Source organism: Tessaracoccus coleopterorum, assembly GCF_011174705.1.
Classification (GTDB): Bacteria; Actinomycetota; Actinomycetes; order Propionibacteriales; family Propionibacteriaceae; genus Arachnia; species Arachnia coleopterorum.
On record NZ_JAANIJ010000001.1, the window covers coordinates 2,841,808 to 2,863,113 of the forward strand.

At 70.3% G+C, this 21,306-nt stretch carries 34 protein-coding genes, 2 tRNA genes and 6 pseudogenes; 20 read left to right on the top strand and 22 right to left on the bottom strand.

Annotation, left to right across the window (positions count from 1 at the left end):
* Positions 1-57 precede the first annotated feature (57 nt).
* The 4 genes and pseudogenes from G7085_RS35510 to G7085_RS18340 form a co-directional block, all read left to right on the top strand.
* Positions 58-306, top strand: a pseudogene (locus tag G7085_RS35510) (2'-5' RNA ligase family protein); the annotation flags it as partial.
* A 41-nt stretch (positions 307-347) separates the two neighbouring features.
* Positions 348-470 (top strand): hypothetical protein, encoded by a 123-nt coding sequence (locus G7085_RS31095; RefSeq protein ID WP_269451912.1) that lies wholly within the window; start codon positions 348-350, stop codon positions 468-470.
* A 731-nt stretch (positions 471-1,201) separates the two neighbouring features.
* Positions 1,202-1,621: a hypothetical protein gene (locus G7085_RS18335; RefSeq protein ID WP_197512015.1), complete on the top strand. Its 420-nt coding sequence runs from the start codon at positions 1,202-1,204 to the stop codon at positions 1,619-1,621.
* Between the two features lie 335 nt (positions 1,622-1,956).
* Positions 1,957-2,112 (top strand): hypothetical protein, encoded by a 156-nt coding sequence (locus tag G7085_RS18340; RefSeq protein ID WP_197512016.1) that lies wholly within the window; start codon positions 1,957-1,959, stop codon positions 2,110-2,112.
* On the opposite strand, the gene G7085_RS18345 is transcribed toward G7085_RS18340, so the two are convergent.
* Positions 2,094-2,175 (bottom strand) — tRNA-Leu (locus tag G7085_RS18345). The genes G7085_RS18340 and G7085_RS18345 overlap by 19 nt on opposite strands.
* Positions 2,176-2,428: 253 nt before the next feature.
* Between G7085_RS18345 and G7085_RS33140 the strand changes: the two genes are divergently transcribed.
* Together G7085_RS33140 and G7085_RS18355 are read left to right on the top strand one after the other, a co-directional pair.
* Positions 2,429-2,575, top strand: a complete 147-nt coding sequence (locus G7085_RS33140) for a hypothetical protein (protein ID WP_331715775.1) — start codon at positions 2,429-2,431, stop codon at positions 2,573-2,575.
* 117 nt (positions 2,576-2,692) lie between these two features.
* On the top strand, positions 2,693-3,190 hold the full coding sequence (locus G7085_RS18355) for an SRPBCC domain-containing protein (RefSeq protein ID WP_197512017.1): 498 nt from the start codon (positions 2,693-2,695) through the stop codon (positions 3,188-3,190).
* 67 nt (positions 3,191-3,257) lie between these two features.
* Here G7085_RS18355 and G7085_RS27580 read toward each other — a convergent pair whose 3' ends face one another.
* The 3 genes and pseudogenes from G7085_RS27580 to G7085_RS18365 all read right to left on the bottom strand — a co-directional run bounded on the left by G7085_RS27580 (position 3,258) and on the right by G7085_RS18365 (position 4,307).
* Positions 3,258-3,656 (bottom strand): YigZ family protein, encoded by a 399-nt coding sequence (locus tag G7085_RS27580; RefSeq protein ID WP_331716028.1) that lies wholly within the window; start codon positions 3,654-3,656, stop codon positions 3,258-3,260.
* Positions 3,578-3,781, bottom strand: coding sequence for a hypothetical protein (locus G7085_RS27585; RefSeq protein WP_231980830.1), 204 nt, complete (start codon positions 3,779-3,781; stop codon positions 3,578-3,580). The genes G7085_RS27580 and G7085_RS27585 overlap by 79 nt, the downstream gene beginning before the upstream one ends.
* A gap of 47 nt (positions 3,782-3,828) precedes the next feature.
* A pseudogene (locus tag G7085_RS18365) lies at positions 3,829-4,307 on the bottom strand (peroxiredoxin).
* A gap of 103 nt (positions 4,308-4,410) precedes the next feature.
* Between G7085_RS18365 and G7085_RS27590 the strand changes: the two are divergent.
* The 4 genes and pseudogenes from G7085_RS27590 to G7085_RS27595 all read left to right on the top strand — a co-directional run bounded on the left by G7085_RS27590 (position 4,411) and on the right by G7085_RS27595 (position 6,411).
* On the top strand, positions 4,411-4,734 hold the full coding sequence (locus tag G7085_RS27590) for a hypothetical protein (protein ID WP_231979686.1): 324 nt from the start codon (positions 4,411-4,413) through the stop codon (positions 4,732-4,734).
* Positions 4,731-5,057: a GroES family chaperonin gene (locus G7085_RS18370; RefSeq protein ID WP_456300403.1), complete on the top strand. Its 327-nt coding sequence runs from the start codon at positions 4,731-4,733 to the stop codon at positions 5,055-5,057. Before G7085_RS27590 ends, G7085_RS18370 begins: the two co-directional genes overlap by 4 nt.
* Positions 5,015-5,455: pseudogene (locus tag G7085_RS33145) on the top strand (PfkB family carbohydrate kinase); the annotation flags it as partial. The gene G7085_RS18370 and the pseudogene G7085_RS33145, both read left to right, overlap by 43 nt.
* Positions 5,456-5,532: 77 nt before the next feature.
* Positions 5,533-6,411, top strand: coding sequence for a PfkB family carbohydrate kinase (locus G7085_RS27595; protein WP_331715776.1), 879 nt, complete (start codon positions 5,533-5,535; stop codon positions 6,409-6,411).
* Here the strand turns inward: G7085_RS27595 and G7085_RS35515 are convergent.
* The 3 genes and pseudogenes from G7085_RS35515 to G7085_RS18385 all read right to left on the bottom strand — a co-directional run.
* A pseudogene (locus G7085_RS35515) lies at positions 6,310-6,882 on the bottom strand (glycosyltransferase 87 family protein); the annotation flags it as partial. The gene G7085_RS27595 and the pseudogene G7085_RS35515 sit on opposite strands and share 102 nt — an antisense overlap.
* Positions 6,858-7,196, bottom strand: a complete 339-nt coding sequence (locus G7085_RS27600; protein WP_231979687.1) for a hypothetical protein — start codon at positions 7,194-7,196, stop codon at positions 6,858-6,860. The pseudogene G7085_RS35515 and the gene G7085_RS27600, both read right to left, overlap by 25 nt.
* A gap of 231 nt (positions 7,197-7,427) precedes the next feature.
* Positions 7,428-7,973, bottom strand: a complete 546-nt coding sequence (locus G7085_RS18385; RefSeq protein WP_197512019.1) for a hypothetical protein — start codon at positions 7,971-7,973, stop codon at positions 7,428-7,430.
* 128 nt (positions 7,974-8,101) lie between these two features.
* Between G7085_RS18385 and G7085_RS18390 the strand changes: the two genes are divergently transcribed.
* Positions 8,102-9,091, top strand: coding sequence for an aldo/keto reductase (locus G7085_RS18390; RefSeq protein WP_331715777.1), 990 nt, complete (start codon positions 8,102-8,104; stop codon positions 9,089-9,091).
* A gap of 70 nt (positions 9,092-9,161) precedes the next feature.
* Here G7085_RS18390 and G7085_RS18395 read toward each other — a convergent pair whose 3' ends face one another.
* From G7085_RS18395 to G7085_RS18400, 3 genes are all read right to left on the bottom strand, one after another.
* Positions 9,162-9,893, bottom strand: coding sequence for an acyltransferase (locus G7085_RS18395; RefSeq protein WP_197512021.1), 732 nt, complete (start codon positions 9,891-9,893; stop codon positions 9,162-9,164).
* A 118-nt stretch (positions 9,894-10,011) separates the two neighbouring features.
* Entirely contained in the window at positions 10,012-10,185 is a 174-nt protein-coding gene (locus G7085_RS27605; protein WP_231979688.1) for a hypothetical protein, read from the bottom strand.
* A 103-nt stretch (positions 10,186-10,288) separates the two neighbouring features.
* A tRNA-Lys gene (locus G7085_RS18400) sits at positions 10,289-10,361 on the bottom strand.
* A 146-nt stretch (positions 10,362-10,507) separates the two neighbouring features.
* Here G7085_RS18400 and G7085_RS18405 point away from each other — a divergent pair.
* The 5 genes from G7085_RS18405 to G7085_RS18425 all read left to right on the top strand — a co-directional run bounded on the left by G7085_RS18405 (position 10,508) and on the right by G7085_RS18425 (position 12,819).
* Positions 10,508-11,056, top strand: coding sequence for a hypothetical protein (locus G7085_RS18405; RefSeq protein WP_197512022.1), 549 nt, complete (start codon positions 10,508-10,510; stop codon positions 11,054-11,056).
* Positions 11,057-11,131: 75 nt separating this feature from the next.
* Complete coding sequence (locus G7085_RS18410; RefSeq protein WP_197512023.1) at positions 11,132-11,677, top strand: hypothetical protein; 546 nt, start codon at positions 11,132-11,134, stop codon at positions 11,675-11,677.
* Positions 11,674-11,817: a hypothetical protein gene (locus G7085_RS18415; protein ID WP_197512024.1), complete on the top strand. Its 144-nt coding sequence runs from the start codon at positions 11,674-11,676 to the stop codon at positions 11,815-11,817. The genes G7085_RS18410 and G7085_RS18415 overlap by 4 nt, the downstream gene beginning before the upstream one ends.
* Positions 11,818-11,825: 8 nt before the next feature.
* Entirely contained in the window at positions 11,826-12,098 is a 273-nt protein-coding gene (locus G7085_RS18420; RefSeq protein ID WP_197512025.1) for a hypothetical protein, read from the top strand.
* Positions 12,099-12,381: 283 nt separating this feature from the next.
* Positions 12,382-12,819: a dihydrofolate reductase family protein gene (locus tag G7085_RS18425; protein WP_331715778.1), complete on the top strand. Its 438-nt coding sequence runs from the start codon at positions 12,382-12,384 to the stop codon at positions 12,817-12,819.
* Between the two features lie 57 nt (positions 12,820-12,876).
* Here G7085_RS18425 and G7085_RS27610 read toward each other — a convergent pair whose 3' ends face one another.
* Both G7085_RS27610 and G7085_RS18435 read right to left on the bottom strand, forming a co-directional pair.
* The gene (locus G7085_RS27610; RefSeq protein WP_231979689.1) at positions 12,877-13,587 is read right to left on the bottom strand and encodes a hypothetical protein; all 711 of its coding nucleotides are present in this window, start codon (positions 13,585-13,587) and stop codon (positions 12,877-12,879) included.
* On the bottom strand, positions 13,560-13,901 hold the full coding sequence (locus G7085_RS18435) for a hypothetical protein (RefSeq protein WP_231979690.1): 342 nt from the start codon (positions 13,899-13,901) through the stop codon (positions 13,560-13,562). The genes G7085_RS27610 and G7085_RS18435 overlap by 28 nt, the downstream gene beginning before the upstream one ends.
* Before the next feature lie 122 nt (positions 13,902-14,023).
* On the opposite strand from G7085_RS18435, the gene G7085_RS18440 reads away from it, so the two are divergent.
* Positions 14,024-14,350 (top strand): hypothetical protein, encoded by a 327-nt coding sequence (locus tag G7085_RS18440; RefSeq protein ID WP_197512027.1) that lies wholly within the window; start codon positions 14,024-14,026, stop codon positions 14,348-14,350.
* 97 nt (positions 14,351-14,447) lie between these two features.
* Here G7085_RS18440 and G7085_RS35520 read toward each other — a convergent pair whose 3' ends face one another.
* The 9 genes and pseudogenes from G7085_RS35520 to G7085_RS35530 form a co-directional block, all read right to left on the bottom strand.
* Positions 14,448-14,570: an FAD-dependent oxidoreductase gene (locus G7085_RS35520; RefSeq protein WP_197512965.1), complete on the bottom strand. Its 123-nt coding sequence runs from the start codon at positions 14,568-14,570 to the stop codon at positions 14,448-14,450.
* Positions 14,571-14,734: 164 nt separating this feature from the next.
* Positions 14,735-14,992, bottom strand: coding sequence for a hypothetical protein (locus G7085_RS18450; RefSeq protein WP_269451913.1), 258 nt, complete (start codon positions 14,990-14,992; stop codon positions 14,735-14,737).
* The gene (locus G7085_RS18455; RefSeq protein WP_197512028.1) at positions 14,985-15,326 is read right to left on the bottom strand and encodes a lycopene cyclase domain-containing protein; all 342 of its coding nucleotides are present in this window, start codon (positions 15,324-15,326) and stop codon (positions 14,985-14,987) included. The genes G7085_RS18450 and G7085_RS18455 overlap by 8 nt, the downstream gene beginning before the upstream one ends.
* A 1-nt stretch (position 15,327) precedes the next feature.
* Positions 15,328-16,176 (bottom strand): annotated as a pseudogene (locus tag G7085_RS35525) (phytoene/squalene synthase family protein).
* Positions 16,173-16,862 (bottom strand): hypothetical protein, encoded by a 690-nt coding sequence (locus tag G7085_RS33155; protein ID WP_197512030.1) that lies wholly within the window; start codon positions 16,860-16,862, stop codon positions 16,173-16,175. Before G7085_RS33155 ends, G7085_RS35525 begins: the two are co-directional and overlap by 4 nt.
* Positions 16,859-17,641, bottom strand: coding sequence for a phytoene desaturase family protein (locus G7085_RS18480; protein ID WP_197512031.1), 783 nt, complete (start codon positions 17,639-17,641; stop codon positions 16,859-16,861). Before G7085_RS18480 ends, G7085_RS33155 begins: the two co-directional genes overlap by 4 nt.
* Complete coding sequence (locus G7085_RS18485) at positions 17,638-17,811, bottom strand: hypothetical protein (protein ID WP_197513112.1); 174 nt, start codon at positions 17,809-17,811, stop codon at positions 17,638-17,640. The genes G7085_RS18480 and G7085_RS18485 overlap by 4 nt, the downstream gene beginning before the upstream one ends.
* Positions 17,772-18,170, bottom strand: a complete 399-nt coding sequence (locus G7085_RS18490) for a polyprenyl synthetase family protein (protein WP_197512967.1) — start codon at positions 18,168-18,170, stop codon at positions 17,772-17,774. The genes G7085_RS18485 and G7085_RS18490 overlap by 40 nt, the downstream gene beginning before the upstream one ends.
* Positions 18,121-18,432: pseudogene (locus tag G7085_RS35530) on the bottom strand (polyprenyl synthetase family protein); the annotation flags it as partial. The gene G7085_RS18490 and the pseudogene G7085_RS35530, both read right to left, overlap by 50 nt.
* Here G7085_RS35530 and G7085_RS27630 point away from each other — a divergent pair.
* Complete coding sequence (locus tag G7085_RS27630) at positions 18,362-18,727, top strand: hypothetical protein (RefSeq protein WP_231979693.1); 366 nt, start codon at positions 18,362-18,364, stop codon at positions 18,725-18,727. The pseudogene G7085_RS35530 and the gene G7085_RS27630 sit on opposite strands and share 71 nt — an antisense overlap.
* A gap of 194 nt (positions 18,728-18,921) precedes the next feature.
* Here G7085_RS27630 and G7085_RS18495 read toward each other — a convergent pair whose 3' ends face one another.
* On the bottom strand, positions 18,922-19,527 hold the full coding sequence (locus G7085_RS18495) for a TspO/MBR family protein (protein WP_197512032.1): 606 nt from the start codon (positions 19,525-19,527) through the stop codon (positions 18,922-18,924).
* A gap of 199 nt (positions 19,528-19,726) precedes the next feature.
* On the opposite strand from G7085_RS18495, the gene G7085_RS35535 reads away from it, so the two are divergent.
* Positions 19,727-19,984 carry a MerR family DNA-binding transcriptional regulator gene (locus G7085_RS35535; protein WP_197512033.1) on the top strand — a complete coding sequence of 86 codons (258 nt, stop codon included), beginning with the start codon at positions 19,727-19,729 and terminating at the stop codon, positions 19,982-19,984.
* A complete protein-coding gene (locus G7085_RS18505) occupies positions 19,876-21,240 on the top strand; it encodes a B12-binding domain-containing protein (protein WP_231979694.1) in 1,365 nt (454 codons plus the stop codon). Before G7085_RS35535 ends, G7085_RS18505 begins: the two co-directional genes overlap by 109 nt.
* Positions 21,241-21,306 lie beyond the last annotated feature (66 nt).

Sequence of the window (21,306 nt, forward strand, 5' to 3'; positions counted from 1 at the left end):
GCGGCCCTCCGGGTGGCACCTGACCGCCTCCTTCATGGCCGACGTCGACCCGGCGCCGTGGAAGGGCTGGGCGAGTTGCTGGCCGGAGTGGCCGCGAAGGTGGCGCCGTTCCGCGTCCGCGTCGCGGGCGGGCTCGCGTTCCCCGACGTGTCCCGCGCGAGGATCCTCGCGCTCGGCGTTCCGGAGGGTGCCGAGGAGTTGGGTCGCATCTCCGCGTGCGCGCGGCGAGCGGCGTCCCGCTGCGGGGTCCGGGTGGACGGTTCGAGGTTCGTCCCGCATCTCACCCTCGCGCGGGCGAAGAGGCTCAATGCCGCCCGCTGGATGGAGATCCTCGGGTCGTTCCCGGGGTGGGGTGGGACGTCGAGGAGTTCTGTCTGGTCGAGTCGCACGAGATGGGCCGTCGCTACGAGGTCGTCGAGAGGTTCCCGCTCGGGCGAACAACGGCGGAATCAAGCGCGTCAACGCCCTGATCGAGCTTCCCGCCGGTATCGCCGAGGGCTCCGCGGCCTGCCCCGCGCTCAGGTACGAAGGGCAGTCAACCGCAGGAAAAGGACCGGCCCGCATCCGTCTATCGCGGATTCGGGCCGACTCCGAGGTCGTGCGACATCACGGGTCGCGAAGAAGGGGTTTGGTCCCTCATGTCCGTGGGCACACGAATCTGCATTCTGTGCGTCTGTCAATCCGTCGCGCCGAAGCCGGACGTAGAGCGTAACCCAGGGCGGTTCCGCCTGAACCGCAGCCACTGCTGCAGCCATTGGCACGCACCGGTCAAGGCGCGCTCTTCAAGGGTCCTGGTGAAGCTTCCGCCTGAATTGCGGCATCGTGTGATCAGTTCTTGGTCACAGTCCAACCCAGCGAGCCGATGAGGAACGCCGGGCCGGTGTTGAGCGTCCACACCGCCTGATATCCCCACAGTTGAGTCCGCCAGTTTCCGGCCCGATGTCCTTCACTGCAACCGGGTGGCAGTGAGTCCCACTCAGGCAGCCGGGCAGGCTGTCTCCCGGTTGTCGCCGGAGGTGGTCCATGCTCCAAGGGTGAGATAGGCCGCTGACAAATTCAGGTGACGATGCCCGGCTGTTCTCCACGCATCCCAGTCGCGCGGCTCCTTGTCTCACGAGGGGAAAAGGATTTGAAGCGGCCTGCCCGCACCTTGGTCATTTCTCCATCTGCGTGCAGCACCACGCCCGCTACAATCGCCGACATGTTCTACCCGATCATTCATGGACTTAACGGCGAGTATGACTATCTGGCCGAGAGTGACAATTGGACGTGGGTGCAGCTCTGGCTCGAACCGGATCCCTTTGCGGACAACTTTGACACGTTGGGACTTCTGCTCAGGGCCAGTGACAGATATAGCAATGGCAGGTTTGACCCGGCTGTCTCCGATGGGCTGGAGATTAGGCCTGCAAGGGTTCATCTCGGCTTGGGTGCGATCTACATGTATCGATCCATCGGCTCTGCGTTCGCCGAGTTTCTTCTTGCCGAGAAGTGGTTGATGCGGGGAATCAACAAGCCCTTCTTGCGTCCCGACATCGAGAGGATGTTCCTGAGGGGCTCCTCGCAACCTGGCACAACATGGCAGTGGTGGCAAAGGTCCTCGGATACCACAAGGCGGACATAGACTCCGTCATCCAGAAGGCCTGGAAGGAATCGTCCGGGCTGTCGGGGCCATCGCGGTACTGGAAGGAAGACGATGAATTTCTGCTCCGGGCTGTGAGGTCGCTGGAATACCTCCATGAGGCCAAGTTCGGCTACCGTCCACAACCCATGGAACATCGCTGATGCGTCATGTGAGTCCGATCCACGTCCCGTGCCTCGTGCGACGGATCCTCACCGTTGACCCATCCGGTGACCACCCGGCCGTCCTCGACGCGCACCACCCGACCCTGCCGCTGATCTGACCCCTGCCCGGCTTCCGTCCTTGCCGGGGAGCTGTCGACCGCGACGGATCCCGGTATGCCCGAGCAGACGCATCGCCTTGTCGGCAAGGTGAATGGTGACCTCGAGGCCATCAGGCAAACGCAGGAGAAGGACCGGCTCGAACCCGCGTATCGCGCGTTCAGGCCGGTTCCGATGTCGTGCGACATCACGGGTGCCGAAGAAGGGACTTGAACCCTCACGCCCGAAGGCACAGGAACCTAAATCCTGCGTGTCTACCAATTCCACCACTTCGGCATGCCCCGATCGGGCGTGGGTCAGTCTAGGGCAGATCGGGCGGTCGCCTCGCCGCGGTCCGCGCTCCCGTGGTGTCGCCCGGAACGTGTTCAACCGAATGGTTGACAAAGGCGGGCGGAGGGCGCAGGCTTGTTGTCAACCAGTTGGTTGAACAGGAGATTGATATGACCGATGACCTCTCCGGGGTGTTCGCGGCACTCGCCGATCCGACCCGACGCGACATCGTCGCGCGGCTCGCCGTCGGGACGCGACCGTGGGGGAGCTTGCGGCCCCGTACGACGTCAGCATGCAGGCCGTCTCCAAGCACCTGAAGGTGCTCGAGGGGCAGGGCTCGTCACCCGCGGACGCGATGCGCAGCGTCGCCCGGTGCACCTTGAGGCCAACGTGTTCGACCTCTTGACCGGGTGGATCGAGCGTTACCGCAGGCAGGCCGAGGCCCGCTATGCCCGACTTGACGACGTCCTCGACGAACTGAACCACAACCCTCAGACGGGGAGCTCCAGGAAGGAGCGGTGTCATGAGCACCACAACCACAACCCGCTACCGGCAGGCCGCCATTGAGGCGGTGGAGGACCGGCCCATCATCCGGATCACCCGCGACTTCCGCGCGACGCCGGCCCAGCTGCTGAAGGCCCACATCGACCCGCAGATCTTCGCCAGGTGGAACGGCCCGGACGATCTCACCAACGAGATCATCGAGTGGGACGCGCGTGACGGCGGGAGCTGGCGCTACACCCACCGCCGTGGCGACGACGCCTACTCGTTCCGCGGCTGCTTCCACACCGTGCGCGAGGACCGGATCGTCCAGACCTTCACCTGGGAGGGCATGCCCGACGAGGTCTCCCTCGAGACGATCCGCTTCGAGGACCTCGGCGGAGGCATCACCCGGCTGATCGGGGAGTCCCTCTGCGACACCTTCGAGGGCCGCGACGCCTGGCTGGCCTCCGGGATGGAGACCGGCGTGCAGCAGGGCTACGACAAGCTCGAGGCGCTGTTGCCCGAGGTCGACGCGTAGTCGGTCCACCGCTCGTCGACGGGGACGGCCTCCAGGCTCCCCGCCGACAGCGTCGCCAGCGCCACCGTCAGCTCGTCGACCGCGGTGGACGGAACGGCCACCCGGATGTGGGCCCGGTCGGTCCAGTCGACGCCGTCGACGACCACCGGCACCCCGGACGGTAGCGTGAGCCCCCGCAACTGGTCCTCCATCGAACCCGCCGATGCGAAGTCGACGTCGATCCTGAGGATCCGGCTGAGCACCACCCGGCGGGTGCCCGCAGCCTCCATCGCCTGGGCGACGGCGTCGGTGTAGGCCCGCACCAGGCCGCCCGCCCGAGCTTGATGCCGCCGAAGTAGCGGGTGACGACGGCGACGACGTCGCTCAGCCCGACGCGCTGCAGCGCGGTCAGCATGGGAATACCTGCGGTGCCCGCCGGTTCGCCGTCGTCCGAGCTGCGGGCGGTTCGCCCGTCGGGGCCGAGGATGAAGGCGGAACAGTGGTGCCGGGCATCGAAGTGCTCCGAGCGGCGCCCTCGATGACGGAGCGGGCCTGCTCCTCTGTGGTGACGCGGCGGATCCTGGTGAGGAACCGCGAGCGCCTGATCTCCAACTCGACGTCCGCCCCTCACCGGGGCGGCGTCAATGGTGAGGAACGATTCAGACACCGAGCTCGCGGCGGAGCTTCGCCACGTGGCCCGTCGCCTTGACGTTGTACTGCGCCACCCGGACGACGCCCTTGCCGTCGGCGTCGACGTCGATCACGAAGGTGGAGCGGAGCACGCCGACGATCTCCTTGCCGTACAGCTTGCGGGGCCGTAGGCGCCGTAAGCGTTGAGGACGTTCTTGTCGGGGTCCGCGAGCAGTGTGAAGCCGATGTTGGACTGCGAGGTGAAGCGGGCCAGCTTCTCGACCGTGTCAGGCGAGCAGCCCAGCACCGTGTAGCCGCCACCGGTGAAGGAATCCAGCGCCGCGGAGAAGTCGACCGCCTGCGTGGTGCAGCCGGGTGTCATGGCGGCGGGGTAGAAGTACAGGACGACGGTGCGGCCGGCGAAGTCGGATAGTGATACGTCCGTGCCGTTCTGGTCCGGCAGGGTGAAGTCGGGCGCGGGCGTGCCGGTCGTCAGTCGTGCAGTCATGGGGGCCAGTGTAACGGGGGCCGTGGAGGCCATCGCGCGGGGTTTTGTGGCGTGAAATGGTGGGGTGAATAGGGTGGGGCACAAGCGCTGTTAGGAGATTGACATGGGCAACCGTTCCGTCGAACAGATTCGGGCCGATCTGGCGGCCAACCGTGGGCAGTTCGTGGAGATCACCGCCGACACCGTCGAGTCGCTCAAGCCGCAGAACATCGCGCGCGCGAGCGCCGAGCAGGTGAAGCAGTTCGCCCGGGCGGAGTTCGAGTCCGTGTCCGCGCCGCTGCGCGACGAGCGTGGCGGATGGAAGCTCGACAAGCTGCTGATCGCGGGCGGTGCGGTGCTCGGCGTGATCGTCTTCGCCGTCACTCTCAACTCGGTGGCCCAGCGACGGGTGCTCGCCACGGCCCAGCGTCGGGCGATCGAGAAGTGAGCGACGCCGCAGGCCTTCCCATCCGCATGCTGCACGACCGGGTGCTCGTCGACGTCGACGCGGCGGCCGGGGAACGACGCAGCACCAGCGGCATCCTCATTCCCGCAACGGTCCAGATGGGCCGACGGCTCACCTGGGCGAAGGTGGTCGCGGTCGGACCGAGCGTGCGCTCCGTCGAGACCGGCGACCGGGTGCTGTTCGATCCCGAGGAACGCGCCGAGGTCGAGCTCCAGGCCAAGACATACGTGCTCCTGAGGGAGCGAGACATCCACGCCGCCGCATCCGACAATGTCGCGGACACCGGCACCGGTCTGTACCTGTAGGAGGAACAAGTGGGCGACGTCGTCGTCGTAGGGTCCCTGAACGTCGATCTGCACCTGTTGCTGCAGCGGCACATCCGCCCGGGGAGACGCTCCTCGCGGGCGGAGGCACGTTCTCGCCCGGTGGGAAGGGCGCCAACCAGGCGTGCGCCGCCGCGCTGGCCGGTGCCGGAACCGTGATGCTCGGCGCGCTGGGCGACGACGCCGCGAGCGCGGTGGCGACCAGCCGGCTCGAGGAGGCGGGTGTCGACCTGTCGGGTGTCCGGCGGATCCCCGGGCCTTCCGGGCTGGCCGTGGTGAGCGTCGACGCGCAGGGCGAGAACACCGTCGTGGTGGTGCCCGGCGCAAATGCGGGCGTCACCCCGGAGATGGTCAACGAGTGGAGCGGGCGGATCGCCGCGGCAGGGGTGGTCGTGCTGCAGGGGGAGATCTCCGCAGAGAGCAGCCTCGCCGCCGCGCGCGCGGTGCGGGGAGGCTGGTGGTCAACCTGGCACCCGTCATCGAGGTCGCTCCCGAGCTGCTGCTCGCGGCCGACCCGCTCGTCGTCAACGAGCACGAGGGGGCTGCCGCGCTCACCCAGCTTGGCGGGCCCGAACTCGAGGACCCCGGGGCGATCGTGCGCGGCCTGCGCGCGGCTGGTGTCGCGACGGTTGTGATGACGGTCGGGTCTGCCGGGTCCCTGGTGGCCGACGGCGACGGGGTCGTTGCCGTGTCGTCCCCGAAGGTGAGGGCGGTCGACACCGTCGGCGCCGGAGACGCGTTCTGTGGCGCGCTCGCTGCGCGGCTGGCAGACGGGGCGACGCTGCTCGATGCCGCCGCGTACGCGAGCCGGTTCGCGGCCTACACCGTCCAGTTCGAGGGCGCGCAGGCGTCCTACCCGGCCCCGGGCGGTGCTGCCCGAGGCCTGAGCGTCGTGCGGCATCGTCGCGTCGTCGCCGCACCGGAGGCAGGTCGCGAGCACCGCGATCAGGGCAACGCCCCACAGGGTCTGGGCGTTGCCCAGGATGTGCTGCCACCACGTCCAGCGCCGCTCGGCACCGCCCTCGGCCGGCATGCTCCAGATGAGACGGCTGGCGAAGATGACGAGGCCGGCGACGGCCGTGACAAGGAACCGGGTCGCTCCGGTTGCCCGCCACCGCTCGACGAGCACCACGAGGGCCGGGGCAGCCCACACCCAGTGGTGCGACCAGGACACGGGCGAGGCGAGCAGTACATAGGTGGCCATCGTGATCAGCGCAGACGTCACCAGGCCCGCGCGCAGCTGCAGGTGGATGAGGAACAGACAGGTCAGGCCAGCGGCGGCGCACAGCAGGAACCAGAGGAGTCCTCCGCCGTCGCCGTCGGTCAGGCGCACTAGCGCGCCGTTGAATGACTGGTTCGACACGTAGGCCAGGCCGCCGATGCGGGAGGGATCAAACAGGACGCTCGTCCAGTAGTTGACGGAGTCCCGCGGAGCCGCCGCGAGGCCGATACCGGTCCAGACCACGGCCGAGACGACTGCCTGACCCAGCGCCCGCCAGTCGCGGCGCACCAGGAAGTAGGCGAGGAACACGGCGGGCGTGAGCTTGATCGCCATGGCGAGGCCCACGAGCCAGCCGCGCCACGGCCGGCCCCTGCCCGCGAGCACGTCGACGGCGATGAGCGCCATCAGTAGGGCGTTGACCTGGCCGAATGACACCGTCTCCCGCAGGGGGCCGAGTGTGAGGGCCAGCACGAAGGCGGGCAGCACCAGGGCCGTCGGCCACCCGGACCCGCGCACCACGAGACGCTGGACGAGCCAGGTCGAGGCGAGGGTGGCGGTCGTCAGCAGCAGGTTCGCCGCCCACATGGGCAGCAGCGCGAGCGGGACGAACAGGATCGCCGCGAACGGTGGGTACGTGAAGGGCAGGCCGAGCCCTGCCTGGGTCTCCGGAAGCGGCCCGTAGAGGTCGCCGCCCGCAGCAGCACCTCGGCGCCCAGCCGGTAGACGTCGAGGTCGATCCGGTAGGGGAGGAAGCCGCCGCCCGGTACGCCGAACAGGAGCAGCCAGCAGCCCACCACCGCCGCGACCGTGAGGAGGCGGCGTGCCCATGGGCTCTGGAGCCGGGCAGAGGCCTTCTCCCAGGTGGCCTGGGCCTGAGCCGTGCGGGCTCGACTGATCATGATCTCCCTACTCCGCCGACGTGCGCCTGCATGCAGCCCGCGTCCAGAGGGTCTCATCCGGTGGCTCCCGCCCGGGTGGGCGCAGCTGACTGCCGGATCAGGGTATCAGCGTCGGCTCCGGAGGTCGTGAGCCCATCAGCGCTCCGTCGCGTCGGGGGCGCCGCCGTGACGCCCGGGGCCCGGCCATCCCGACCAGGTTCGAGGAGGTGGGGCAGCCGGAGCGTCCACGGCTCAACCACTACCCTCGGACGAGATGTCCTGGCTCCAGAGGATCGTGCCGTCGGGGTTGTGGTACGTGTAGCGGAGCCGCTGGGTGGGTACCACCCCGTAGAGCTCCATCGTGGGGAAGATCTGTCCATGGGCCACCGACTCCAGGTCGTCGAGCAGCGCGTCGAACGCGGCGGCGGCCGCCACCGGGTCGCGTGGTTCGGTGAAGGTGTAGGTGAACCGGATCAGATCCGGGTGCTCGCCGGTGATCTGGATGTCGGAGTACAGGTCGTCGAACTGCTCGAGGAGCTTGGGGATCTGGGATGCCTCGAGTGCCACGTAGTCATCGAGTGCCGCGCTCTGCGCCTCGACCTCGACCGCGCCGGCCGGCTCCTCCCCGGGCTCCTGGCCGGGCTCCTGGCTCGGCTCCGGCACCACGGCGGAGACCGGTGTCTCGACGGTGACGCGGTCGGGGTCGGTGGGGTCGCTGCTGATGCTGACGGCGCACCCGGAGAGGATCGCCGCGAGCGCGGCGAGGATCGCGATGGTGAAGGTCCTGCCCAGGCTCACGGTCGTGGCCCTTCCGGTTCGGGTGCGTTTACCGCCAGAGCATAGGCGAGGGTGGGGCCGACCGTCCGGTGCCCGCGACGGTGGCTCCCGCGCGAAAGTGGCGGGCCACGCCGTCTAGGGTGGGATGAGTGGCGCCGCTGCCGCGACCGCGGGCGCCGTCGCCTGAATCAAGGAGGGAACCAAGTGAAGAGCATCACCATGAAGGGCGCGGGCATCGAGGCCCGGCCATCGTCACCGGCGTCATGCGCATCCAGGAGAAGTCCGACGCGGAGGTGCGTGCCCTGTTCGACGCCTCGCTCGAGGCCGGCATCGACTTCTTCGATCACGCAGACATCTACGGCGACGGCCCGGCCCACGGCTGTGAGGCGCGCTTCGCGGAGGCGTTGAAGCTGACCCCGGCCGATCGCGCAGACATCACGCTCCAGACAAAGGCCGGCATCGTCAAGGACGGCCCGTACTTCGACTTCTCCTACGGCCACATCATCGAGGCGGTGGAGGGATCGCTGCGGGCGCTGCGCACCGACTACATCGACATCCTGCTGCTGCACCGTCCGGACGCGCTGGTTGAGCCCGAGGAGGTCGCCCGCGCGTTCGACGAGCTCGAGGCCGCAGGGAAGGTGCGGGCGTTCGGCGTCTCGAACCACACCCCCATGCAGATCGAACTGCTGAAGCGTCACGTCAAGCAGCCGCTGGTGGCCAACCAGGTGCAGCTGTCGATCACGCACGCGCCGATCATCGCGCAGGGCCTTGCCATGAACATGGCGGGCCAGACGCAGTCGGTCAGCCGCGATCTGGGCATCGTCGACTACTGCCGCCTGCACGACATCACCCTCCAGGCGTGGTCGCCGTTCCAGGCGGCGTTCTTCAACGGGGTGTTCCTCGGCAACCCCGACTACCCCGAGCTGAACGCCGTGATCGACCGGCTCGCCGTCGAGTACTCCGTGCCCGCGGAGGCGATCGCGACGGCGTGGATCGTGCGCCATCCGGCGAACATCCAGGTCGTTCTCGGCACGACGTCGCCCGACCGGGTCCGTGCCGCGGCGCTGGGCGCGGACATCGAGCTGACGCGGCCGCAGTGGTACGAGCTGTACCGGGCCGCGGGGTACCTCGTCCCCTGAGGGCCTCGGACGAGGGGTGGCCCGGCTGATCTGTCGGGCCACCGGCCCACGAACCGAGGGCGTAGCGGGCCTACCCGGTCGCTTCCCGGCTGCGACCCGGCCCGCGGAGCCGCGTGAGGATGCGGCGCAGCTTCCTGCGCACCCGGACCGTCGGCTTCCGGGCGATGCGCTGCTTCTCCCAACGCTTCTCTGCGGCGGCCACAGCGCGGTTCACCGCTGCGGTGATCTCCTTCTTCTGCTGCCGCCTGGCGGCGGCCTGCGCCTCATCCTCGAGCGCGTTCCTCTCCTCGACGCTCCGCAGCCTCTCGGCCTCGCGCTCACGTTGGTCGGCGAGTGCGCGCGCCAACTGCCCGGGATCGAGCGGCTCGGGTCGCTCCACCGGCGCATGGCTGGGCAGGCTCGACTCGTCCGTGGTGGCCCAGTTCTGTTCGCTCTTCTCCCCTGGGGCGGGAAGCACGTCGCCCTGCGCGCGATTGAGCATCATCGGGCGTTCCCAGGCGATGTCGCGGCGCACGACGCGGGCCGGTGCGCCGACCGCGATCGCGTTGTTCGCCACATCGGAGGTCACGATGCTGCGGTAGCCGATGACCGATCCGGAACCGATGCGGACGCCGCCCATGATGGCCACGTGTTTTGCAATCCACACGTGGTTGCCGATGACGATGGACTGGGCCATGTTGACGCGCTCACCGGTCTTCACGCTGTAGATCGGGTGGGCGTCATCGGAGCGGATCTCGATGCCCGTGGCCAGCATGCAGTCATCGCCGATCGTCACGTCGGCGCCCTCGATCGCTGTGATCATCGTCCGGCCCTGGCTGCCGACGTTCTCACCGATACGGACGCCCGAGTCGCGGCCCAGCCTCATCCCGAAACGCAGGCCCGTGCGGGGCTGGGTCGTGGGAAGGATCTCGACGACGGAATCATCCCCGCCGAACTCGACCCGAGCTCGACGACCTTGGCATTCGGGCGACGCTCAGCACGTTGTTGCGTCCACGGAACTTGATGTCGATGCGCTGGGTGATGGGTTCACCCTCGTAGAGGATCCGGTTTCCGTCTTCGTCAACGTATGGTTCAAGGACCTTGACGATTCTCATTCTGCTTCCCTCGTCGTCGCTGTGCCATCGGCCGGGAGGCGGTGGATGGCAACTCTGCCCGTGTCATGGCGAAGGCCCAGCCATCGGCTGGGGCCTTCTGTCGTACACCACCAGGGACTCGAACCCTGAACCCATTGATTAAGAGTCAATTGCTCTGCCAGTTGAGCTAGTGGTGCTCGGCGAGAGATAACTCTAGAGTGCGCGCATCGCAGTTGTCCAATCGGCGCCTCCCGGCTCTCCGGATGCCGCGTATCCAGGGCCCTCAGGTGGCCCTCGACCGCCGACGCCGTGAGGTGGGCCGGCAATCCGCAACACTTGGGCCATGAGCCAGGGCGATGATGACTTCGAACTCCTCAACTCGAGACCCTTCTTCGGGTGGGAGGAGGCCAAGCGGGACGAGGTGATGGGCCGGGCCGTCTACCAGCAGGCCGCGAACCTCCGGGCCATCAAGGCCACCCAGGCAGCCGACGCGGCGAGGATGCGCGCCGAGTTGTCGCAGCTCAGCGGCTCCGTCGAGAACCGGCTCGCCGCCCTGACCCGCTCGTTCGGCGCTTTCGTCGAGCTGGACGCCGCGCGGCAGCAGTTGGCCGCCTTCCCTGAACACGTCAGGGCCCGCCGGCTGGCCCTCAACGACCTGATGGCCCTACGCGCCGGTCAGGCCCCGCCGGAGAGGCCCGACATCGAGGGCTACTGGCTGCCGCCGGCCGTGGCGGCGCTCCAACCGGGCGGGGGATCGACCAGGCCAAGGCGGCGGTCGCCCTCCAGCGGGACCCGCGGCAGCACTCTTCCTGCTTGTCGCGCGGGCAGTGCTCGGCGCAGGCCCGCAGGTTGCCGCCGATGTGGTGCGCCTTCTTGCGTCGACGGCCGGTGAGTGGGACGAGACGCAGCAGCGGCTGTGGCGGGTCGTGGTCGCCGGCGGCTTCGGCCCCACGCGCTCGGCTCCCTGATGTCCGGCCTGCAGGCGACGATCGGAGCCGAACAGGGCTGGGACGAGTGGCTCGGGAGCCTCGCGCGGCCCGGCGGCCGGAGCCTTGAGCAGGTGAATGTCCAACTCGGGAAGGTCCTGGGGTGGAGCCCCACCCGGGACGGTGGGCCCGGAACTCACCGCCACGGAGGAGGCGGCGGGGCGGCGCCACCGCAGCGGGACGTCGACGTCGCGGCAGACCGGGCCGGGGCGCAACCGCGTCCGGGCGCCGAGATACCGCTCCTCGAGTTGGCCACGCAACTGATCGAGGAGGGCGACGGCGGGGAACGCGCCCTGCTCGAGCGCGTCGAACTGCTCCGCCTGCAGATCGCCAACCCGGGGGAGGACATCGCGGACCTGTCCGTGGAAACACCGCCGCGGCGCGTCGTCGACCTCGTCCGTGAGCTCGCCGTCGATGAGGCGGCCGACGGGGCCGCCCGGCGGCAGGCCTGGCGGGCGCTGCTCGAACCCATCGATCGGTGGGTCGCCGGGGCCGGTGAGCCGAGCCCGCCTCCCGGCCGGAGGTGAAGGTCATCGGCCAGAGCTTCATGGCCCGCCCGGACGGTGTCGACCCGGGTGAGCTGAGGCGCGCCGAGAGGGCGATCGCCAAGGAGGGCGAGCCGTCGGTGTGGAACCGGCGTGCCCCCTGCTCCTCTGGGGAGGCGTGAGCGTGGCGGTGTTGGGCGTGGTCCTGATCGCCCTCACCGGTCAGTGGGGGTTCTTCCTGCTCGTCGTGCTCGGCGGGATCGGGGTCGGGCTGGGGTTCCGGTTGGGCCAGGACGGCACGGAACGTGTCGAGCGCGCGGAGGGCCTCCGGCGGTCGCTGGCCCGGGAGGTGGAGGGCGCGACGAGGCGGGCCGCTTCCGAGTATGACGCCGCGCAGGCCGGGTATGCCGCCCGGGTGGAGGATCTGGAGAGCTACCGCGCGCTGCGCCGTCAGGTCGGGTGATCCGGAAAACGCGTCGGGCGACGACAGGGGCGTGCCTGCGTCGGCGTTCGGTGCCCGGCGGGTCGGTTCGGGGAACCGGTGGCGGACGCCCCGGGGTCGGGCAGCATGAGCCCCATGGCCACGCACTACTACACCGCCTCCAGCCTCGACGGGTTCATCGCCACCCTGAGAACTCGCTCGACTGGCTGCTCAGCCAGAAGATCGACCAGGACGGCCCGATGGCCTACAAGGCGTTCGAGCGGACCATCGGGGCACTCGCCATGGGGCCACCACCTACGAGTGGGTGCTGCGCAACGATCCGGGACCCTGGGGCTACGGGCAGCCCACCTGGGTATTCACGCACCGGCAACTCCCCATCCCCGAGGGGGCCGACATCCGCCTCACCAGCGCCGACGTGCGGGAGGTCCACGCCGAGATGGTCGTGGCCGCAGAGGGTCGGGACCTCTGGGTGGTCGGAGGCGGTGACCTCGCGGGGCAGTTCGCCGACGCCGGGCTGCTGGACGAGGTGTGGGTGCAGTTCGCGCCGGTGACGCTGGGGGCCGGTGCGCCGCTGCTGCCGCGGGTACTCGACCTGGAACTCCTCGAGATGGCCCGCAACGAGAACTTCCTGTGCGGGCGCTACCGCGTCGCACGGCCCGCGGGGACGCGGACTCTTCCACGGGAAGGTGACCCACGCACGATGCGGAGGCGGCTGACCCGCGCACGATGCGCAGGCGGCTGACCCGCTCACGATGCGCGGTCGGGTCGGTGCTCAGCTGCGTGGCGCAGGGGTGGGGAGCTACCAGTCGGCGTCGAGGATGCGCGCCAACTCCCCGGAGGCATCCGGGCTCCCAGCGTCGGCGAGCCGCTGCAACTCCACCAGGTCCCGTCGGGCGACCGCGCGGCGTGTCAGCAGCAGGCCGGCGTGCTCACAGCCCTCGTCAAGCAGTTCCGAGAGGCCCTCCAGGTCGCCACGCGCGTCGAGCAGATCAGCGAGCCGGTCCTGTGCAGCCTCGTTGCCCTCGTCTGCGAGCGCCCGGAGGATGTCCTCGTCGAACTCGTGGGCGTCATAGCTCCTCATGCACCCAGGATGCACCCGGCCGAGGCGACGTCGGGATGTGCCTGCCCTGACGGGCGAGCAGCCCGCGTGTCGGGGGTGACCAGAGCGCGTGCCCGGGGCGCCCCACCCGGCCAGCAGGCAGTTGGCCGCGTCCCACCCGGTGGTGGCGGCCCGTTCCATCAGCGCGACCGGGAGGTCAGAGCGCACCAGGTCGCCGGCGAGGACGATGCGGGGATCGGTGGTGGCCACCGTCGGTCTGTCCGCCCACGGCGAGGTGTCGACGAGCGGGCAGTCGCGCTCGACCAGCCACTCCTCCGCCACGACCGGGGCGTCGATGAGGGAGGGATGCACGCGCTCGGCCTCGGCCCACAGCCGCGGCCTGATGCCCACCGGGGAGGGGAGCGCATACCCGTGCACCTCGATCACCGCCCGCGGTGGCGCCTCGCCCACGCGGCAGCGCCGTCCTCGAACGCGTCGAGGCGTGAGACGTTGTCGAGCGGGCCGTACCCACTGGTGCCGAGGAAGGCGGGCAGATCGGGCTGCGGCCGGGCGAGCCAGCGACGCCCCACCGCGAACGCCGGAGCGACCCGGAGCCGCGAGATCCCAGCGCGCCACCCGGGTGAGCCGATCCGGTCGGAGGCGCCCACAACCGACTGCAGCGCGGAGGTGTCGAGCGCGAGCACGACGGCATCGGCACATTGGTCGCCGTCGCCGGTCACGACGCGCACCCCGTCGCCGTCCGGCTCGAGGGCCTGTGCCCTCACCCCGCACCGGATCTCGACGCCCAACCCCGTCAGGTACCGGCCGAGCGGCGCCCAGAGCGTGGTGTCGTAGTCGTCGCGTGGGACGTCGAACAGGAGCCCTCCGCGCTGCCGAGGAAGTACGTGTGGAACATGGCGAGCAACTCGCCCCGGAGAACTCCCGCGGGTCGGCGAAGAAGCTCCGCGCGAACACCTCCAACGCCAGGTGGCGCGCCTGGTGGGGGAACCGGAGCCGATCGAGCACGTCGGCCGCGCTCACGCCGTCCAACTCCCGGAAGGTGCCGGGGAAGTCGACGCGCAGCAGATCGAGCGCACCCTTCACGTCCACGGCTGCGAGGTCGCGGAGGCGGAACGTGGGGCTCAGGGCGACGAAACCGAGCACGCTCCACGGTGGGGTGCGGGGCACCCGGGCGAAGGAGTCGGTGGGCCCTCCCGCCAATGTCAACGGGTAGTCGGACACGGCCCTGAGGCCCGCGAGCCCGGGGTCGGCCCGCCGCAGCAGGGCACGCAGGTTGTAGTACTGCCGGAAGAACGCGTGGAAGCCGCGGCTCATCGTCCGGCCGGCGCCGAGCGGCCATGCGCGGACCCGACCACCGAGCTGGGTTGCGCCTCCACCACGGTGACGGCCACACCGCGTTCGGCGAGGCCGGTGGCCGCAGCGAGGCCGGCGATGCCACCGCCACCACCGTGACGCGTGGCCGCTCAGGCCCCGTCCCGAGGGCGTCGGAGGAGCGACCCGGACGGCGCGCGGGTCGCGGCCCGGCCGCCACCGCCTCACGACTCGCGCCTCCGGCCGCGGCGGCCGAGGGCCTCCCAGGCGATCAGGCAGGCTGTGATCAGCGCGAACCCGAACCCGAAATCCTCGATCGGGATGTCCCACGGGAACCTGATCCCGGAGAACTGCCCGGGTGGTAGCTGACGATCGGCGCGGAGAGCTTCGTGAGCCACCCGTCCACCAACACCTGGAAGGCGAACATGATGGCCAGCGCCAGCCAGTACTGCGCCGTCCGGAAGATGCCCGTTCGCGCCAGCAACAGTTCGACGAGCACCACGACTGCCATCGCGAGCAGCGTCGCGGCTGTGTACTCAGGCATCGGGCCGCTCCGACCTGGCGCGCCATGGTCTCAACACGGTGCCGACGGCCTCGTAGGTGAGCAGCGCGCAGATGGGAATGACGACGAAGAACGCGATCTCCTCCAATGGAATCCCTCCGGGCAGGACGATGCCGGTGGTGTAGTCGGGGGAGAACCTCCAGTGCTCCCGCCGGATGGCAAGGAGATCCCAGACGACGAACAACGCCGCCACCGGCACCACCGCGAGCAGCATCCGGCCCGGACGGCGGTAGACGCGCGCCGCGAGCAGGAACTCGAGCGGCAGCGTCAGGATCAGGCAGGCCGCCATCAGGGCCAGGTAGTGGAACCGTTCCATGTCAGAGTCCCGCCCGCAGCGCGGTGGCCGCCTTGGTGAGGAGCGGGACGCGGGCCCGCCCCGTGAACACGTCGAAGTCGCGCTCCTCGATGCGGCGGAGGATCGCCGAGTAGAGCTGCAGTGCCGTGCCGACGCAGCGCGCGGAGGCCGGCGGCAGCAGGGGGACTCCGGCCTCCGCCTCCCGGTACAGCCGCCTGGCCCGTTCGATCTCGAAGCTCATCAGCGACCGCCACGCGTCGTCGACGGTGCGGGCGGCCGGATCGGCGCCGAAGCGACGGAGGTCGGCCTGCGGGAGGTAGACCCGGCCCGCCCGAGGTCCTCGCCGACGTCGCGCAGGAAATTGGTCAGTTGGAACGCCAGGCCGAGCGCCCGCGCCGGGCCGATCGCGGCGGGGAGAGCGGCTCGAGCACCGGCAGCATCATCTCGCCGATCACAGCCGCCGATCCCTCCATGTAGCCGCAGAGGTCGTCGAAGGTCTCGTAGCGTGTCACATCGAGATCCATGGCCATGGCGTCGAAGAACCGGTCGAAGCAGTCGTGGGCGATGCCGCAGGTGCTGACGGTGTGGGCGACCGCGGCGAGCACATCGTCACCCGGCAGGGGGTCCCGGCGAGGACGGCTTCGAACCTGGCCCGGAAGTCGGTGAGCGCGGCCCGCGTCGCGGCGGTGTCGCCGAGGGTGGCGCCCGGGGCGTCGACGATATCGTCGGCCAGTCGGCACAGGGCGTAGACGGCGTGGACGTGGCGCCGTCGGGGACGGGGGAGCAGCACGGCGCCCCAGAAGTAGGTCGTGCCGTGGGCGCGGGTGAGCCTCGCGCACTGCGCGTAGCCGCGCTCGAGCGCGGTGCTCACCGGGTCGCTCCCAGATAGTGGCGCACGCGTCGCGCGGCCAGCTCGCCGCTGATCAGCACCATCGGGATGCCGACTCCGGGTGTTGTGCCCGTGCCCGCCAGGAACACCCTGGGCGTCGCCGCTCCACGTTGGAGGGTCGGAACGGGCCCGTCTGGCCGAAGGTGTGCGCCAGGCTGAACGGCGTCCCTGCGGCCATGCCCTGCGCGGCCCAGTCCGCTGGCGTGACGAGGGTCTCGGCGACGATGTCGGTGGGGTAGCCGTGGTGCCGCAGGAATTCCAGCAGCCGCTCCCGCAGCCTCGGCCCTCGGCGGCCCAGTCCTGGCCACCCTCCAGGTTCGGCACCGGTTCGAGCACGTACAAGACGCTGTGGCCCGGGGCGCCATCGTGGGGGCATCCACGGTCGGGACGGTGACCATCCGCGATGGGTCGCTCATCAGCTCGCGACGCCCGATCAGCTCTGAGAACGCGCTGTGCCAGGCACGCCCGAAGTGGATGTTGTGGTGCGCCGTCACCTCCGGAGGTGTGCCCCGCACCCCGAGGTGCCACACGGCGGCCGACGGTGAGTAGCGGCCTCCGCGTGCCGCGCGGGGTGGCCGCAGGTCGGGAAGCAGCGTCCGGTAGGCCGTCGGCAGGTCCGCGGTGACGACGACTGCATCGGCCATCAGGGCCTCGCTTCCGGCGCTCACCCCGCCACCTTGCCGAGGGAGTCGGTGAGGATCGCGTCGACCGTGGTGTCGTAGAGGATCGTGGCCCCGGCCGAGGTGAGCGAGTCGGCCAGGAGCCGTGGGACGGCGTGCATGCCGTCAGCTGGGAAGAAGACGCCGCCGATCGAGTCCATGTAGGTGATCACCGCATAGAGCGCGAGGGCATCGTCGGGGGCCAGCCCCGCGTACATGGCCTGGAAGGTGAACAGCCTCACCAGCCGCTCGTCGCGGAACCGGCGCCGGATGGCCGGCCCGAGGCGGGCGAACCCGCCCAGACGGATGAGCCGAGCCGCCGCGCGTGGGCGGCTGAGCAGGTCGAGCGGGGAGTCGAAGTTCCGGGCGATGAAGTTGGGCACCTCGACGTCGTGGAGGTCCTCGAGCCAGGTGACGAACTCGCCGAAGGCGTCCGCGTCGGCAGCGGAGCAGCGCTCGGCGATCTCCCGCGTCATGGCGGGCACCGAGTCGCGCACGTCGAGGATGGATCCATCGGCGAAGTGCCCGCGGTAGCCGGGGTCGAGACGTTTCAGCCGCAGGCTGTCGAGGCTCGCGCCGATCCGCTCGAGGGGAGCGGCGAGGAGCCCGGGCATGGTGAGCACCGTCGGGCCGGTGTCGAAGGTGAAGCCCTCGGTACGCAGCACGCCGTTGCGCCCGCCGGGTGTCGACTCCCGCTCGAAGACCGTCACCTCATGGCCGTCGGCGACCAGGTGGCAGGCGGCGCTCAGCCCCGAGAGGCCGGCGCCGACCACGACAACGCGGCTCATGCAGTCCTCCAGGCCAGGCGACGCGCGAGGCCGCGGAGCCCCTCCGCTGCGACGGGGTCGATCGGGGCGTCGGTGAGGGTGCGCTCGGCGGCCCGCACGGACGCGTCGATCATGCGCTCGACCTCGTCGATCACGCCGGAGCGCACCAGCGCCGCGCACAGCTCCTCCACCTCCCCTGGCTGACGGCCTCGCGGCCGATCCGACGCAGCCGCCCGCGCCAGTAGGTGTCGAACCGCTGCTCGGCGAGCGCGAGGAGCACCGTCGGCTTGCCCGAGAGGAGGTCGTCGCCGACCGGCTTGCCCGTGCGGGCCGGGTCGCCGAGCACACCCAGGATGTCGTCGCGAAGGGCGAATGCCTGCCCCGCGTGCAGCCCGTACCCCGCGAGCGCCTCGAGCAGTTCGGGGAGCCGCCTGCCGCCAGCGCCCCAGCTGGAGGGGGCGTCCAACGGTGTACGCGCCGGACTTGGTGCGGGCGACCTCCTGAGCGTGCTGCAGGTCGCGACGCCCGTTCGCGGCCCCGACCAGGTCACGTCCCTGCCCCAGCATCAACTCGATCGTCATCGTCCGCCATGCGGCCCTCAGCGGGAGCGGAAGGCCACCGATCAGCTGGTCGGCCTCGCTGTGCAGGAGGTCGCCGACGAGGATGGCGATGTTCTCGCCGTAGCGCACCGGGTCGCCGAGACCGTGGTGCTCGCGATGCTGCGCGAGCGCGAAGGCGTGGATGGACGGTCGTCCCCTCCGGGTCTGGGACGAGTCCATGACGTCGTCGTGGATGAGGGCGAAGCAGTGCAACAGCTCGAGCGCGGCTCCGACCCTGACCGCCTGCGCCCTGCTGCCGGGCTGCCCGACACCGCCGGCGGCCACCCAGCCCAGTGCACCATCCGGGGCGGAAGAGCTTGCCGGGAGCCGATGCGAACTCGCGAACCAGGTCGAGGATCGAGTCGGTGTGCAGTACGCCGGGTCGCGGGTGCACGGCGCTGGCCAGCTCGCGCCATTGACAGGCCAGGCTGTCGAGGGTTCCCGCGATCAGGTCGAGCACGCCCGTCAGGGTCTCAGTCTCGCCCGTTCCGGCTGGCCCAGGGACTGACGCCCGGTGGCGCCCCCGTTGATGCCGAGCAGGGCCAGGTCCTCACGCACGGCCCACCTCCACCGGCCGGGCCGACGTGGGTTCCCGGGTCACACCCTGCCGCAGCCCGGCCCTCACCAGAGCCGTCACCGCGAGGATCGCGACCCCTGCCGCGATGGCGCCCACGGCGACAGGCATCGAGTGCGGCCCGGTGGTCAGCCGTCCGACCGCGATCCACGCCAGCGCCCAGGCCATCGCGGCCGAGACGCTCCAGCGCCCGCCGAACCGGCCGGCAAAGAGCGCTCCCAGCACAGCCGCCACCGCGAGAACCAGGATGGCGAGCACTGTGGCCAGGGGGTCGCCCGGGCCACGCCGCTTGCGACCAGGACGGTGGTGACGTTGGCGACGCTCGCCACGGCGACCCAACCGAGGTAGACGCCGAAGGTGCCGTCGACCACGACCGCCTCGACCCGGGAGCCCGCGGGCGTCTCCCCGAGACGGTGGAGGAGAATGCCGAGGACGATGGCGAGGGTGAGGATCACCACGACGCTCGGCCACAGCCACCCCACCTGCGTGACCCCGAGCCACAGGGCGTTGAGGATCATCGAGACGGCGGCCAGCCACGCGATGCGGGCGGCGCGCGCGGAGGAGCGCGCCCGCCACTGCCAGATCACATAGGCCGCCAGGCCCAGATATATGAGCGACCAGATCGAGAAGGCCGGGCCGGCGGGAGTCACGAGCGTCGCGTCGGCAGAGAACGCGCCACCGGAGGAGTCCTCCACCCTGGTGCCGAGCAGGCCGAAACCGGCCAGGGTACCCACCGCCATGACCGCCGCGGAGACCGAGACCATGACCGGGCGCCAGATGGTTGTCGATGTCAAAGCTTCCTCCTGAGAACCGTCGCAACGTTGTACAGCGATCCTGCCGCATCACAGAACATTAGACAAGAGCAGAAAGAAACCTTAGACAAATCTGGTCGGGATCTCGCGTCCCGGTGTCGCGGCCGGTAGACTCCGGGCGATGGTCACGATCGGACAGGCGGCCCGGTTGACGGGCGTAGCCGAACACACGTTGAGGGCATGGGAGCGCCGCTACGGCGTCTTCCAGCCCGTGCGCACGGGCGGTGGCTACCGGGTCTACGGGAGGACGCGCTGCACCGGATCCAGGCCATGCGCGACCTGGTCGCTGACGGGATGTCTCCCAGCGAGGCGTCGGAGCGCGTGCGGGAACTCGTGGCGCCGGCGCCGTCGGCCGACCCGGAGATCACCGAGGAGTTGATCGCGTCCCTCGCCCGTCTGGATGCGACGGCGGCCACCCGCATCGTGAACCAGGAGTTCGCCGCACGCAGCTACGAGTCGGCGGTGGATGACTGGCTGCTGCCCGCGATGGTGCGGGTCGGGTCTGCCTGGGCCACGGGTGAGATCACCGAGGCGGGCGAGCACCTCGTCGCAAGCATCGTGATGCGGAGGCTCGCGGCGGCCTTCGAGGCTGTCGGGACCAACCCGCGGTGCCGCCCGCGATCGTCGGCGCCCGTCCGGGTCACCCATGAGCTCGGGCTGCTGGCCTTCGCCGTGGCGCTCAGGCGGGCCGGCGTCGCGACCGTCTATCTCGGTGCGGATGTGCCCTCGTCAGCGTGGTCCGACGCGGTGGCTGCGACGGGCGCCGCCATCAGCATCACGGCTGTTCCGCGGCGCGCGGACGCGCGGCGGGTCGCTCTGCTCACCGAACGGCTCCGGGCGACCATCCCGGCGTGCCGGTCGCCGTGGGTGGGCGCTTCCAACACCTTGCTCCGGCCGGGTGCCAGAGGTTGGGGCACCGGGTGGGCCCCGCCGCGCGCGACGTCGCCCTCGGCCTGGCGGCGGGATGAACCCGACGGCGGGGTGGGCTGCCGGAAGGCCGTCCCGCCGGATGAGGCGTCGGCTCCCGCGTGGAGCCGGGGGAGGGCTGTGGCGGATCCGGTCGTTCGCGGTGGCCCGGCAGATCCTGCGGGCCCGGCATGCGACGACCCAGGCCGGGTTCACGGCCGAGGCGATCCCGAAGGGGATACTCCGACATCACCCCATCCTCGTCTCCGACGGCCCGCTGCACGACGAGCAGCGCGCCAAGGTGGCCCGGTTCTTCGCCCCGGCGGTCGTCGGGAGCGCTACGCCGGACCGATGGCGGCCTGCGCCGCGCGCCTCCTGGACGATGCGGTGCGCGAGGGTGCATGTCGGTTGGAGGAGTTGGCGCTGTGGTTCACCGTCGAGGTGACCGCCGAGGTGGTGGGGCTGACCAACTCCCCGGTGCCGCGGATGGCGCGCCGCCTCGTCAGCTTCCTCAATCAGCCGCCGGTCGACGTCACGCGCCCCGATCTCGGCCGCACCCGCGCGATGTGGGCGAGGGCTGCCCGCGACGCGCTGCTGCCCATCGGCCGGTTCTACCTCGCCGACGTGCGCCCCGCCATCCGGGAGCGGAGGCGGCACCGTCGCGACGATGTGATCAGCCACCTGCTCGACGAAGGCTACGGGACGCCGACATCCTTGTGGAGTGCGTGACCTACGGCACGGCCGGGATGGTCACGACGCGCGAGTTCATCGTGATGTGCGCGTGGCACCTGCTCG